At 52.2% G+C, this 13,541-nt stretch carries 17 protein-coding genes; 9 read left to right on the forward strand and 8 right to left on the reverse strand.

Annotated elements, in window-relative coordinates; translation table 11 throughout:
• The 5 genes from fliO (at position 1) to rcsA (ending at position 3,108) form a co-directional block, all read left to right on the forward strand.
• On the forward strand, positions 1 to 384 hold the full coding sequence (gene fliO / locus ACRCWW_RS14485) for a flagellar biosynthetic protein FliO (RefSeq protein WP_438683034.1): 384 nt from the start codon (positions 1 to 3) through the stop codon (positions 382 to 384).
• Positions 384 to 1,121 (forward strand): flagellar type III secretion system pore protein FliP, encoded by a 738-nt coding sequence (gene fliP, locus ACRCWW_RS14490; protein ID WP_438683035.1) that lies wholly within the window; start codon positions 384 to 386, stop codon positions 1,119 to 1,121. The genes fliO and fliP overlap by 1 nt, the downstream gene beginning before the upstream one ends.
• A 9-nt stretch (positions 1,122 to 1,130) precedes the next feature.
• On the forward strand, positions 1,131 to 1,400 hold the full coding sequence (gene fliQ, locus ACRCWW_RS14495) for a flagellar biosynthesis protein FliQ (RefSeq protein WP_154160781.1): 270 nt from the start codon (positions 1,131 to 1,133) through the stop codon (positions 1,398 to 1,400).
• Positions 1,401 to 1,405: 5 nt separating this feature from the next.
• Positions 1,406 to 2,200, forward strand: coding sequence for a flagellar biosynthetic protein FliR (gene fliR, locus ACRCWW_RS14500; protein WP_438683036.1), 795 nt, complete (start codon positions 1,406 to 1,408; stop codon positions 2,198 to 2,200).
• Between the two features lie 284 nt (positions 2,201 to 2,484).
• Positions 2,485 to 3,108, forward strand: coding sequence for a transcriptional regulator RcsA (gene rcsA, locus ACRCWW_RS14505; protein WP_438683037.1), 624 nt, complete (start codon positions 2,485 to 2,487; stop codon positions 3,106 to 3,108).
• Positions 3,109 to 3,151: 43 nt separating this feature from the next.
• On the opposite strand, the gene dsrB is transcribed toward rcsA, so the two are convergent.
• Positions 3,152 to 3,340: a protein DsrB gene (gene dsrB, locus ACRCWW_RS14510; protein ID WP_438683038.1), complete on the reverse strand. Its 189-nt coding sequence runs from the start codon at positions 3,338 to 3,340 to the stop codon at positions 3,152 to 3,154.
• A gap of 130 nt (positions 3,341 to 3,470) precedes the next feature.
• On the opposite strand from dsrB, the gene yodD reads away from it, so the two are divergent.
• Positions 3,471 to 3,698 (forward strand): YodD family peroxide/acid resistance protein, encoded by a 228-nt coding sequence (gene yodD / locus ACRCWW_RS14515; protein WP_329700695.1) that lies wholly within the window; start codon positions 3,471 to 3,473, stop codon positions 3,696 to 3,698.
• Positions 3,699 to 3,897: 199 nt separating this feature from the next.
• Complete coding sequence (locus tag ACRCWW_RS14520; protein ID WP_438683039.1) at positions 3,898 to 4,725, forward strand: mannosyl-3-phosphoglycerate phosphatase-related protein; 828 nt, start codon at positions 3,898 to 3,900, stop codon at positions 4,723 to 4,725.
• On the opposite strand, the gene dgcQ is transcribed toward ACRCWW_RS14520, so the two are convergent.
• From dgcQ to ACRCWW_RS14535, 3 genes are all read right to left on the reverse strand, one after another.
• Complete coding sequence (gene dgcQ / locus ACRCWW_RS14525; RefSeq protein WP_438683040.1) at positions 4,689 to 6,392, reverse strand: cellulose biosynthesis regulator diguanylate cyclase DgcQ; 1,704 nt, start codon at positions 6,390 to 6,392, stop codon at positions 4,689 to 4,691. The two genes, ACRCWW_RS14520 and dgcQ, sit on opposite strands and share 37 nt — an antisense overlap.
• Before the next feature lie 76 nt (positions 6,393 to 6,468).
• A complete protein-coding gene (locus ACRCWW_RS14530) occupies positions 6,469 to 6,648 on the reverse strand; it encodes a YodC family protein (protein WP_330984437.1) in 180 nt (59 codons plus the stop codon).
• Positions 6,649 to 6,725: 77 nt separating this feature from the next.
• Positions 6,726 to 7,634, reverse strand: coding sequence for a DUF808 domain-containing protein (locus ACRCWW_RS14535; RefSeq protein WP_438683041.1), 909 nt, complete (start codon positions 7,632 to 7,634; stop codon positions 6,726 to 6,728).
• Positions 7,635 to 7,815: 181 nt separating this feature from the next.
• Here ACRCWW_RS14535 and yedA point away from each other — a divergent pair, with 181 nt between their 5' ends.
• Positions 7,816 to 8,727 (forward strand): drug/metabolite exporter YedA, encoded by a 912-nt coding sequence (yedA, locus tag ACRCWW_RS14540; RefSeq protein WP_438683042.1) that lies wholly within the window; start codon positions 7,816 to 7,818, stop codon positions 8,725 to 8,727.
• On the opposite strand, the gene ACRCWW_RS14545 is transcribed toward yedA, so the two are convergent.
• From ACRCWW_RS14545 to drpB, 4 genes are read right to left on the reverse strand one after another with little or no spacing between them, the layout of a single operon-like run.
• Positions 8,702 to 9,196 (reverse strand): very short patch repair endonuclease, encoded by a 495-nt coding sequence (locus ACRCWW_RS14545; protein ID WP_438683043.1) that lies wholly within the window; start codon positions 9,194 to 9,196, stop codon positions 8,702 to 8,704. The genes yedA and ACRCWW_RS14545 overlap by 26 nt on opposite strands.
• The gene (locus ACRCWW_RS14550) at positions 9,180 to 10,601 is read right to left on the reverse strand and encodes a DNA cytosine methyltransferase (RefSeq protein ID WP_438683044.1); all 1,422 of its coding nucleotides are present in this window, start codon (positions 10,599 to 10,601) and stop codon (positions 9,180 to 9,182) included. Before ACRCWW_RS14550 ends, ACRCWW_RS14545 begins: the two co-directional genes overlap by 17 nt.
• A gap of 57 nt (positions 10,602 to 10,658) precedes the next feature.
• Positions 10,659 to 11,354, reverse strand: a complete 696-nt coding sequence (locus ACRCWW_RS14555; RefSeq protein ID WP_438683045.1) for a phosphohydrolase — start codon at positions 11,352 to 11,354, stop codon at positions 10,659 to 10,661.
• A 50-nt stretch (positions 11,355 to 11,404) separates the two neighbouring features.
• On the reverse strand, positions 11,405 to 11,683 hold the full coding sequence (gene drpB / locus ACRCWW_RS14560; protein WP_438683046.1) for a cell division protein DrpB: 279 nt from the start codon (positions 11,681 to 11,683) through the stop codon (positions 11,405 to 11,407).
• Between the two features lie 695 nt (positions 11,684 to 12,378).
• On the opposite strand from drpB, the gene ompC reads away from it, so the two are divergent.
• Positions 12,379 to 13,518: a porin OmpC gene (gene ompC, locus ACRCWW_RS14565; protein ID WP_438683047.1), complete on the forward strand. Its 1,140-nt coding sequence runs from the start codon at positions 12,379 to 12,381 to the stop codon at positions 13,516 to 13,518.
• Positions 13,519 to 13,541: the final 23 nt, after the last annotated feature.

Genomic DNA, 13,541 nt, shown 5'->3' on the forward strand with positions numbered 1-13,541 from the left:
ATGAAAACCCAGGCCAGCGTTTCTCAACCCGCCGTGACCGCGAACCCTTCTTCTCCGCTGATAGACGTCAGCGGCGCGCTACTGGGGATCATCCTGCTGATCCTGGCGGCGGCGTGGCTGGCTAAGCGCTTTGGCGTTAGCGGCGCGAGAAGCTCGGCCAGTAAAGATCTGAAAGTCAGCGCCAGCGCTTCGCTCGGCCAGCGTGAGCGAGTGGTGATTGTCGACGTTGAAGATGCCCGGCTGGTGCTGGGCGTGACGGCCTCTCAGGTGACGTTGCTGCACAAACTGCCTCCAGCGCAGGTTGATCCTGACGCGCCAAAGCCTGAAGTGCCTGATTTTGCCTCACTGATGAAATCTGTTATCAAGCGCCCTGGGAGATCCTGATGCGTCGTGTGCTTTCCCTCTCGCTTGTGGCGCTGTGGCTGCTCTCGCCTGCTGCGTTTGCTCAACTGCCAGGGCTTGTCAGCCAGCCTCTGCCTAACGGGGGCCAGAGCTGGTCTCTGCCGGTGCAGACGCTGGTGTTTATCACCTCCCTGACCTTCCTGCCCGCCATTCTGCTGATGATGACCAGCTTCACGCGCATCATCATTGTGTTTGGTCTTTTGCGCAGCGCACTCGGCACCGCTTCCGCGCCGCCGAATCAGGTGCTGCTCGGGCTGGCGCTGTTTCTGACCTTTTTTATTATGTCGCCGGTTATCGACAAGATTTACAACGACGCTTATCAGCCGTTCAGTGAGGATAAAATCACACTTGAACAGGCGATTGATAAAGGCTCACAGCCGCTGCGTGAATTTATGCTGCGCCAGACCCGCGAGGCCGATTTAGCCCTGTTTGCTCGTCTGGCCAACACCGCGCCTATTCAGGGGCCGGAAGCCGTCCCGATGCGCATTCTGCTGCCTGCTTATGTCACCAGCGAACTCAAAACGGCCTTCCAGATTGGCTTCACCATCTTTATTCCGTTCCTGATTATCGATTTGGTGGTCGCCAGCGTGCTGATGGCGCTGGGGATGATGATGGTACCCCCGGCCACCATTGCGCTGCCTTTCAAGCTGATGCTGTTTGTGCTGGTCGACGGCTGGCAGCTTCTGGTGGGATCGCTCGCCCAAAGTTTTTACAGTTAAGGAACGTCCATGACCCCTGAATCGGTAATGATGCTGGGCACTGAGGCGATGAAAGTCGCGCTGGCGCTGGCTGCCCCACTGCTGCTGGTGGCGTTAATCACCGGCTTGCTTATCAGTATTTTGCAGGCTGCGACGCAGATTAACGAAATGACCCTGTCGTTTATCCCGAAAATCATCGCCGTGTTTATCGCCATCATCGTGGCCGGGCCGTGGATGCTGAATCTGCTGCTGGATTACGTGCGCACGCTGTTCAACAACCTGCCGTACATCATCGGATAAGCCACATGCTGCACGTCACCAGCGACCAATGGCTGCACTGGTTGAGCCTCTATTTTTGGCCGCTGTTGCGCGTGCTGGCGTTGATCTCCACCGCCCCGATCCTGAGCGAGTCCAGCGTGCCCAAGCGGGTGAAGCTGGGCCTTGGCATCATCATTACCTTTATCATCGCCCCATCGCTTCCCGCCACTGACGTGACGCTGTTTTCACCTAACGCGCTGTGGCTGGCGATGCAGCAAATCCTCATTGGCATTGCGCTGGGCTTTACCATGCAGTTTGCCTTTGCCGCCGTACGATTCGCCGGGGAAGTGATTGGCCTGCAAATGGGCTTGTCCTTCGCGACCTTCGTTGACCCGAGCAGCCATCTGAGCATGCCGGTGCTGGCGAGGATCATGGATATGCTGGCGATGCTGCTTTTTCTGGTCTTTAACGGTCACTTATGGCTCATTTCGCTGCTGGTCGATACGTTTCACACCCTGCCGATTGGCGGCAATCCGCTTAACAGCAATGCGTTTATGGCGCTTGCCCGGGCCGGTGGGCTTATCTTCCTTAACGGCCTGATGCTGGCGCTGCCGATAATCACCCTGCTGCTGACCATTAACCTTGCGCTGGGGATGCTCAACAGAATGGCACCGCAGCTTTCCATCTTTGTGATTGGTTTTCCCATTACCCTGACTGTGGGTATTATTTTAATGGCCGCCTTGATGCCATTAATTGCGCCCTTCTGCGAACACTTATTCAGTGAATTATTCGATCTATTGGCGGATATTATCAGTGAATTACCCAGGATAAGTTCTCCTTAGAAATAAAAGGGGGATCCTAAGGATATTCTTAAAATAGTTCTTCAAAAACATCTACCAGCATAACTCCGGTGCGGGTGAATTGTTTTTACTCCTCTCACACATCATAACATTTACTTTACTTTAAGATGTTTCCTGGCAAATTATACGTAACTTTACGGGATAGTTGAGGTCGCCCGATTGTCTTTCCTTTGCTCTTTGTAAGTTCAGGTTAAACGTTCTCTGACAATTAAGAAGCAGTCGGGCTATGGGGTTAATTATCGTTACGCATTGAGTGAGGGTATGCCATGTCAACGATTATTATGGATCTATGCAGTTACACCCGGCTAGGGTTGACCGGGTACCTGACCAGTCGAGGGATCAAGAAGCGCGATATTGGCGATATTGAGACCATCAGTGAGCTTGAAACGGCCTGCGAAGCACTGCAACCGTCTGTCGTGTTCATTAATGAAGACTGCTTTATCCACGATACACAAAGCAGTCAGCATATTAAGCAGATCATTAATCAACACCCCAGGACACTGTTCATCGTATTTATGGCGATTGCCAACGTCCATTTCGATGAGTATTTGCTGGTCAGAGATAATCTGTTAATAAGTTCCAAATCGATTAAACCGGAATCACTGGACGATATTCTGGCTGATTACCTGCAAAAGATAAGCCGTAATGTTAGCAAGATTAACATTCCGACATTATCATTAAGCAGGACTGAATCAAGTATGCTAAAAATGTGGATGTCGGGACAAGGAACGATTCAGATATCCGACCAGATGAATATTAAGGCCAAAACGGTATCGTCACATAAAGGTAATATTAAAAAGAAAATAAAAACGCATAATAAACAGGTTATTTATCATGTTGTCCGATTGACAGATAATGTGACCAGCGGTATTTACGTCAATATGCGCTAATCGTTCGTGACTCACTGGCGGCACACCCGCCAGTGAAAAATTCTTACTCGGCTTTCTCAACGAAAATGCCGTCCGCGTGCCCCACTTCATTAAAGAACCAGATGCCCATCGGGTAATCTTCCAGCGACACCAGGTACATTATTCCTTCATTAAACTGTTCTACAGCCAGTACGACACCTGGCCGACGCGGCCCACCGTCCGTTTTGACCGTCACACGATCGTTCACCTGCATAACTTGTCTCCTGTCTTTTACTTCAGCCAGTGTAGAACAAAACCGCCCTGCTGGCAGCGTCCTGCGCGCCGATTGGTGTTTTTATCGACGGTCTATACTCAAAGGTGGATGACAGCAAGAGGACCCTGTGATGAAAACCGCCAAAGAGTACAGTGACACGGCCAAACGCGAGGTGAATGTGGATGTCGATGCCCTGCTGGATGCCATCAACGAAATCAGTGAGAGCGAGGTTCACCGTGCCGGTGACGACCCTCACCATGTCAGCATTGACGGACGCGAGTACCACACCTGGCGTGAACTGGCCGAAGCGTTTGAGCTCGATATTCACGACTTCAGCATTACCGAAGTGAACCGCTGAACGCAGGCAAAAAAAACCCGACCATGGAAGGGTCGGGTAGAAGCTTGCTGATGCAAGAAGCACTTGAAAATTCGTTACACCAGGAAATCTGATGCGGATAAAACATTATCCTCAATTTTTTTGTAAGACAAGCATTATTCATAAACACCATGAATACATTTAGGATTTTTCCGAACGAATTTCAGTTTAAGGAGAGGCAATGCCCAGTCAGCCACAACGGTGGATTATCTTTACCGACCTTGAGGGCACGCTGCTGGATATCCACACCCAGCAGTGGCAACCTGCCAGCGAATGGCTTACCCGGCTCAAACAGCGGCAGATCCCCGTCATTCTTTGCAGCAGTAAAACCGCGGCTGAGATGATGCTGCTGCAAAAAGAGCTCGGTATTGGTCCGTTGCCCCTGATCGCCGAAAACGGCGCTGTCATTCAAATGGGTGATGACTGGCAGGATGCTGATGGACCCAGGCGCATCATTGGATCGCCCCATGAAGAGATCCAGCATGTCCTCACTCAGTTACGGGAAAATGACGGCTTTAAGTTCACCACGTTTTCCGATGTCCCGGAGCAGACCATCAGTGACTGGACGGGCATGAGCCTGAAACATGCGGCGCTGGCGCGATTACATGAAGCTTCTGAGACGTTAATCTGGCGGGACAGCGATGTACGGATGCGGGCCTTTGATGAAACGCTTGCTTCTCTGGGCTTGCAGTTTGTGCGCGGCGCACGCTTCTGGCATGTGCTTGATCAGCGCGGCGGCAAAGCGCAGGCGGTCAGTTGGCTGCTAAGCCGTTACCAGCAGAAAGAAGGCTTTCGCCGGGTGTCTGTTGGCCTGGGTGATGGCCCAAATGATGCGCCGCTGCTCGACAGCACGGATTATGCGGTGGTGGTCAAAGGTCTTAGTCGCGACGGTATCTTCCTGAAAGACGATTCGCCGGAACGCGTGTATCACACCCGCTCCAGCGGCCCGGAAGGCTGGCGCGAAGGCCTCAATTACTGGCTTTCGTCTTTGTCGCAGCAGCAGACCTGATTGCGCCCATTCTGCTTCGCGTAGTACAGACGCTTATCGGCAACCGATTGCAGATATTCGATATCGTACATCCCTTTATCATCACTGCTGCTTACGCCCAGTGAGGCGCTAATGCGCAGCGTCGTCCCTTTCGCGACAAGAATTTCACGGCTGTTAATACGAGTGCGGATGCGTTCCGCCAGCGCACAGGCATCCTTATGGCTGGCTCCCGGCAGCACAAGACAAAACTCTTCCCCGCCTACGCGCCCCGCAATGTCAATCTCTCGCACTTTAGCGCTGATCATCCCCGCCACGTGAGCCAGCACTTTATCCCCGGCCTGATGACCGAAGCGGTCATTGATGCTTTTGAAGAAATCGAGATCGAGCTGAACCACGGAGATCGGCAAGCCCTGATGCTCGCATCGCCTGGTTGCTTTCGCCGCAAGATCAAACAGCGTGCTGCGGTTGTACAAACGCGTCAGCCCGTCGTGCCAGGCTTGCCACTGCAGAGAATCCTGCAAGGTGCTCATGTTCGTCACCATCCGGCGGATGACAATCCAGGAGAGCAGCAGCATGGAGGTAAACAGCAGCCATAACAGGCCCAGCGCGATGGAAATCGAGCCAAACTCGCCGCGAACCCCTTCATCGATGTGATGAATGCGCAACAACACGCCGTCATAATTTCGCAGCTTTTGCCAGTTGATATAGCTTGTCGAGAAGCGGACACCGCCGCGAGTATCGTGCTCAAAAGCCTGCGCCAATTGCGCTTTTTCCTGCTCGCTGAGCGAGGCGGACGCGCCACCGCCAGGGGTTGATGTCGCAATCAGATTCATTTGGTGGTCGTAAAGACGGTACTCCCCTTCCGTTTCACCTTCGGTTGACTTCGCCAGCAGTTGTTTGATTTGTGCCAGCGAGAATTCAATGGCCAGCACACCATGCCAGATATTCTGACTGTCTACCGGCAACGTTACGGCGACGCGGCGTTGTTCGCCATTGCCGGTGTCAAGCATCCAGCTTAGCCAGCGAATGCCACGCGCCGGGTTACTCCTTTGCGACTGGCTGGCAAACCACGGGCTGGTCACCAGGGTATAATACTGTTCGACAATATCGTTGCTGTTTGCCACAGGGTTACTGGAGATAAAAAATCCGGCGCGGGAGACATACAGCAGTTGCTGAGTTACACGCTTAAGCGAAGTGGAAAGGCGCAGCAAATAGCCGACCTCAAGCGTGGCGGTCAATTCATTACTGAGCAGAGGGTTGTCGCGGGACAGGATCGTTGAGTCATTCACAAACTCATCGGAGACACCGTTTACTGGCAACGTGCGCCGGTTATCCAGAGAAATAGACCACTGATGTTGCCCGCGCTTGCGATCAAACTCCTCGCTGGCGTTGCGCATCACCTCAAAAGCGAGCGGCGTCCTGAGGGCAGCTTCCATCCCCGTGCGGTAAAAAAACAGTCTGTCGACGTTAAGCTGAAACTGATTGTTAAGCTCATGGGCGACGTTCTCCAGGGTGTTGCGCTGGCTCGAGATATACGCCTCTTCCAGCACCACCACTTCACGCCAGGTGAGCAGCGTAGAGAACAACAGGACGACAAAGAAACAGATGTTGACCACCCGCCCAGGGCGGGTATGGCTGCTGAGCTGATTCAGCCAGCGAGGATTTTCCACTCGTGTTACGTGGGGCACACAAACTCCCTGAACATTCCCTGAAACCCATGACAGAACAGCAAAAACGCCCGACACAGAATGCCGGGCGTGGTCGTTATGCCTCTTGCTGCGCCCGTCGGTCACCAGGCATAAGTTCGTCTTCGCGGAACGCTTCCCGCTTCACACCGAACCCATCGTACCAGCGACACTCAACCATTCCGCTGGCATACCCGGTGACCACCATACGTGGCCCGCCACTTTTCGGCTTAACTTCATCACTGACCAAAAAGACCATAACTGCCTCCTGTATCAGGGTGAAACTGTTTCACGATAGCCGAAGTTTTGCGGTTTTGCGTAATGGCTTAACAATATTTACGCAGCAGAGCGAAGCCGCGAAATCAGGCTCACGGCACCGAATACGATGACCCCGACGAGTAAGCCAAAGATAAGATTAAATAAGGTCGGCCCGAGCAACGCAACGAGACCGCCATAACCGGTAACAAAGTTTTCCACTGCATGGTGCAACGGTGCGATGCCGTGAACGACTATGCCGCCGCCCACCAGGAACATCGCCAGCGTCCCGACAATGGTCAGCACCTTCATCAGCCACGGCGCAACAAATAGCAGCGCTTTCCCAACGGCCTGCGCGATCGCACTGGTTTTTTCCACCAGCCAGTAACCCATGTCATCCAGCTTCACAATCACGCCCACCAGGCCGTAAACGCCGATGGTCACCAGAATCGCAATACCGGACAGCACCAGCACCTGGTTCAGCAGGGGCGCTTCGGCGACAATCCCGAGGGTGATAGCCACAATTTCGGCAGAGAGAATAAAATCGGTTCGGATAGCGCCTTTGACTTTATCTCGCTCGAAGGTCTTCGGATCCTGGCTGGCAATCGCTTCCAGACGCTGTTGGCGAGCCGCCGGGTCTTCCTTGTGCTTTCTGGCGTGCAGTGAATGTAGGACTTTTTCAAACCCTTCAAAACACAGAAATGCCCCGCCAATCATCAGCAGTGGCGTAATTGCCCACGGCAAAAATGCGCTGATCAGCAACGCCAGCGGCACGAGGATCACTTTGTTGAGAAATGACCCTTTTGCCACGCTCCAGACCACCGGTAATTCGCGATTGGCACGAACGCCCGACACCTGCTGCGCATTCAACGACAGATCGTCGCCCAGTACGCCAGCGGTTTTCTTTGCGGCGACTTTGCCCATCACCGAGATGTCGTCCAGCAATGTGGCGATATCATCCAGTAAGGTTAAAAGACTGCTCCCGGCCAAATGTGACTCCTTGCTTCTTTATTGATTTCTTAGACATACAGTATGAAGGAAAACTCGCGGCACGCACAGGCACGGCTTGTGTCAATAAAAATAGCGTGCCGTCCCCCTAATTAAAGCACTCGCCAGACGGATAGTTTTCCCGTTAACTATAAGCGCCCTTTTTAACTCGTCATGAGGACGTATGCACGCCAGACAGTTGTTACCGCTTATCGGCGCTTTGTTCGCGCTTTATATCATTTGGGGATCGACCTATTTTGCTATCAGCATCGGCGTGGAGAGCTGGCCACCGATGATGATGGCGGGTGTGCGATTCCTCTCCGCTGGCGTGTTGCTGATGGCGTATTTATTGCTGACCGGGCATAAACTCCCGGCTCGCCGCCCCCTGCTCAATGCTGCGCTGATTGGCGTGTTACTGCTGGCCGTGGGCAACGGCTTTGTCACCATTGCAGAACATCAGCATGTGGCATCTGGTATTGCGGCTGTTGTGGTGGCGACAGTGCCTCTGTTTGCGCTCTGCTTCAGCCGCTTTTTCGGCATTGCGACGCGTAAACTCGAATGGGTTGGCGTGGCTATCGGCCTGGCGGGCATTGTGCTACTGAACAGCGGCGGAAACCTCAGCGGTAACCCCTGGGGAGCCATCCTTATTCTGATTGGTTCATTGAGCTGGGCCTTTGGTTCGGTGTACGGTTCCCGGATCGAATTGCCGACAGGCATGATGGCCGGCGCAGTGGAGATGCTGGCGGCGGGCGTCGTGCTGATGTGCGCCTCGTGGCTGACGGGCGAGCATCTGACGCAAATGCCCACCCTTTCCGGCTTTTTGGCGGTAGGTTATCTGGCCGTTTTCGGTTCGCTGATTGCCATTAATGCTTATATGTATCTGATTCGTAATGTCTCGCCAGCCGTGGCAACCAGCTACGCCTACGTCAACCCGGTGGTTGCGGTGTTACTGGGCACAAGTTTTGGTGGTGAATCGCTGTCACCGGTGGAATGGCTGGCGTTGGGCGTGATTATTTTCGCGGTGGTGCTGGTCACGCTTGGGAAAACGCTTTTCCCGGCTCACAGCAAAATCACTGAGTGCGAGGCGGAGAAGTAACCTTTAAAGGTGATATGCCCTGAGTGTCGATCTGCGCGCTGCCCGATCCCGCGCAGATCCACTCTTCCAGCCTTTCGACCAACACTTCATCCGTCAGTTTTCTTTTCCCTCGCAGCGCACATTCCCACACCACCATCACCCTCCAGCCCCCTTCGACCAATTGAGCAATATCCCGAGCATCCCTGAGTGCGTTTTTACCGATTTTTTCCAGCCAGAATGCCGTTCGGGTGGCCGGAACTTTAAAGAGATAACAGTCGTGATGATGCCAGAAACAGCCGTGGGTAAAGATGATGCAGCGATAATCAGCCAGAACGAAATCAGGACGCCCGGCTAAAGTGGGGTCCTGAACGGTAAAGTTAAAACCAGAAGATGTCAGCAGCGCCGAGAGACGCTTTTCAATCGCGGTATCACGCGTGCCAATGGCACGCATGTTTTTACTGCGGGTCGCGGGATTATGAACGTCCGCCATTCGCTTTTTGCTCCTGGCGCATTTCAACCGCCTGCAAAATACGTGATTTCAGCAATTTAGCGACGGCAGCAAACGCAGGAACGACCACCGAGTTACCAAACTGGCGGTAAGCCTGAGTATCAGAGACGGGAATACGGAACTGGTAACCCTGCGGCGACTCAAAGCCCATCAGACGCGCGCATTCACGCGGCGTTAACCGGCGAGGACAGCGCTGCTGGTTTTGTGGATCGTCAAAATGCTTTTCGCCCAGCGCTTTATCCCAGCCGCGGTCGATAAGGATTTCTGCGCCGTCTTTGTAGTATCTGGCCGAAAGCGTGCGGGCCACACTGTCTGCACGAGTGGGATCGACTAAGCCATAACCAAACCCGTTGCCGCGCGCCTGATGCTTTTTGGCGTAACGATAAAGGTACTTCCACAAAATCGGCGTGAGAATAAATTTGGCATCAACCGTTGGTTCCAGCAGCTCGCCAAACGTCGGGCGACGTTCCGGATAGAGTGCGGGCAAATCACGCAGCGTGAACCCCTGCTGCAAATTCAAATCACGACGGAAACCCACCATCACGATGCGTTCGCGGTGCTGGGGCAAAAAGTGTTGTCCGTCGATGATTTTGGGATCATCAGCGCCCATTTCGGCAGAATCCGCCACGTCATAGCCGAGCGAATCCAGCGTTTGCATGATGATGCGGAAGGTTTTGCCGCCATCGTGGCTCTTGAGATTTTTCACGTTTTCGAGCACGAATACCGCCGGACGGCAGGCATCAATGATGCGCGCCACGTCAAAAAAGAGCGTGCCTTGCGTATCACAGGCAAAACCATGCGCCCGGCCCAACGCATTCTTCTTCGACACGCCAGCCAGTGAGAACGGCTGACAAGGAAAGCCCGCCAGCAGCACGTCGTGTTGTGGAATGATGCTGCGAATGTGTTCCGCGGCTTCGCTGTCGCTCACTTCAGGCTTATGGCTTAGCGTGACATCGCGGATATCTTCATTGAACTGATGTTCTGTCGGGTCGCAATACCAGTTGGCTTTATAAGTTCGAACAGCATGCTTATTCCACTCACTGGTGAAAACGCACTGCCCGCCAATGGCCTCAAAGCCGTTGCGAATTCCACCAATGCCGGCAAACAGATCGATAAAGCGAAATTGCGTTGTACGCCCGGAAGGCTGCGGCAACAGCGCCGCTAATCGAGCGTATTCATTCTCACCCAGACGGCGGTTAATCTTGCCATTTTCGGTGGCTCGCTTGAGGATTGCCGGGCTCCAGTGCTGTTCACCCACAGCATTCAGCGTGGCGACCAGCGTTTTGACGTCATAAATGGTCATCAGCTGGTTCAGTAATGCCTGTGCGTCTGGCCCGGAGGCTCCCGCGAAAGGAGAAGAGTGAGTGCGTGTAAGTGTGTGCTGCATATCAGTAACCGGACAGACTATTTGCCGTGAGAGTATCACAAATTTTGCGCACTGAACTCAGGACTCCGGCTCAAAACGCGCGAGAATGGCCTCATCGCAATGGAGATAATCCCCTTTCAGCTCCGCTCCCATTTTGGCCATAAACTGCACCAGATAACGCGCATTGTGAACGGCGAGCGCTTTGCCCTGCTCGGTTTGCATGGTTTGCGGTAAGCGCAGCAGCTTGTTCTGGAAATGATCGAGCGCGTAACGCTGATCGTTGAGCCCGCGATGGTCGGCGAACGGGTCATTTGCATCAAATAAGGAGAAATTCAGTTTCCCCGCAACAGCAAACACTCGAGCAAGCCCTATTGCGCCCAGAGATTCGAGTCTGTCGGCATCCTGCACAATCTTTGCCTCCAGCGTCAGCGGTGTGATATTGGCGCTGTGGCTGTGCGCTTCAATTGCATGTGCGACTGACGCGTACAAGTCTTCAGGAAAATCGGGGAAATCTGCTCGCAATACAGACAGCGTTTTTTGTGCCGCAAGTTGAGATGAGCGGCTACGGTCAGGGTGATTTTTGGGCAGGCTGACAATGTCATGAAAATAACAGGCACACAGAACCACAAGCTCATCAACCTTTTCACTCGCTGCCAGCTGCTGGGCGGTGGCCCAGACACGCCGAAAATGAGAGAGGTCGTGGGCCGCGTCGTCGCTGTCGTGATGGTCATGAAGCCAGGTTTCAAAGCGTTGCTGCCAGAGATGCAAAGTCATTCAGTGCTCATCCTTATCAGAAAGAGCAATGAGAATAGCAGCTTTTTATGTCAGCTTTCTGAATACGATGACCCGCGTGGTCGAGTGTACCAGGCAATGCCGCCGAGGATCGAACCGACTATGCCTAACACTAAAAAGCCTAACAATGCCCCAATTAACTTGCCGGATGTTGAGCCCATCGTGCCGTCAAGCGTTGTCCCTGGAATCGGGTCAAACTGAATGACGACCCAAACATAGCGCAGCATTGCCCAGATAAAATAGCCGCAGTAAGCATAAAAAACCCACAGCGCCAGCGTGCCGCCGGGACCACGGGTGGCTCTTTCTTCCATAAAGAGAGTTCCTTCCTGTTCGTACAGAAATGTTTCGTTTTTCACTTTCGCAGGTCATAAATGTGACATTCATCACATTATAACGTCTTCCGGCGCACCGCAAAGGACTCAGACGTTTCTCGCTCGCATCAGTTGCAGTTACCTTGATCTTCGGCAAATTTCGTTCATTAAAAGCAAATACCCAGACAAGCTGCATTTCTTAGTTAAAAACCTGAATACTTTCTGAGAATTTCTTCACCGGGCAACATTCGCCTGTAAATGTATTTTTCCAGACTTCTTTTTCGTATTAATTCATGGAATCATTTCGTGCCTTTTGTTGTTTTTACACTGCACTCATTTGTTATAAATTTCTAATCACGCCTGATTGCTGATTGCAATCAGGTTTTTTTCCGCCTTTTTACAGAGCATATCTCCTCCACTTCCCCCTCCACACCACTCTGTAAAAAACATTTCATAAATCAAAATTATGTCGTTAAAAATACAATAAAAAAATCATATAAATCACCACAATAAATGGGCATCACATCACCATTGACAAAATACACATATACGCACCTTAGATACAAATAGAAATATTTAAAATAATTTATTTACATATTAATTTTAAATAAAAATGAACTTAATCGATAGTATTTGTTTGCAATTTAGCATTAACCGCATTTATTCATGTAATTAATAATTCAAAGGATTGTATAATGAAAAGAAAAGTACTGGCGATGATCGTTCCTGCTTTATTGATGGCAGGCGCGACAAATGCAGCAGAAATCTATAATAAAGACGGTAATAAACTTGACCTGTATGGCAAGGTCGATGCTCGTCACCAGTTCTCTGACAATACTGGCGACGATGGCGATGAAACCTACGTGCGTCTTGGCTTCAAAGGCGAAACCCAGATTAACAGTGAACTGATTGGTTACGGTCAGTGGGAATACAACATCCAGGCGAACAATACTGAAGGAAGCAGCAATCAGTCAGCCACGCGTCTGGGCTTTGCCGGCCTGAAATTCGGCGATTACGGTTCATTTGATTATGGCCGTAACTACGGTGTCGTTTATGACATCGAAGCCTGGACCGACATGCTGCCAGTGTTTGGTGGCGACTCCTACACCTACACCGAAAACTTTATGGTTGGTCGCGGTAACGGTATGGCGACTTACCGCAACAGCGATTTCTTCGGCCTGGTGGATGGCTGGAACTTCGCACTGCAGTATCAGGGTGCCAACGAAGGCTCCAACGGTCTGTTTGATCAGGAAGGCACCAACAACCGCGGCGACTCTTCCATCCGTAAAGACAACGGCGACGGTTTCGGTATGTCGACCACCTACGACTTTGGTATGGGCTTCAACGCAGGCGCAGCATACGCCTCTTCTGATCGTACAAACGAACAGCAGACTGGCAGCCTCGCTGGCGGCGAAAACGCCGACGTATGGACTGTGGGTCTGAAGTATGACGCAAACAACGTTTATCTCGCGACCATGTACGCGGAAACCCGCAACATGACTCCGTTTGGTGATAAATCAGGTGCTATTGCCAACAAAACTCAGAACGTTGAAGTGACAGCACAGTACCAGTTCGACTTCGGCCTGCGTCCAGAGATCTCTTACCTGCAGTCTAAAGGTAAGGATCTGGCGAAAGATAATGCCCTTCGCAGCGACTGGAACAACAAAGACCTCGTGAAATACGTCTCTGTTGGCGCTAACTACTACTTCAACAAAAACTTCTCAACCTATGTTGATTACAAGATCAACCTGCTGGATAACGACGATAAATTCTATGCAGCGGCAGGCATCAGCACTGATGACATCGTTGGCGTAGGGATGGTTTACCAGTTCTAAGTTCATTTTTGCTGACAAGCCCG

The sequence above is a fragment of the Scandinavium sp. genome, from assembly GCF_051650185.1.
In the GTDB taxonomy this organism is placed as follows: Bacteria; Pseudomonadota; Gammaproteobacteria; order Enterobacterales; family Enterobacteriaceae; genus Scandinavium.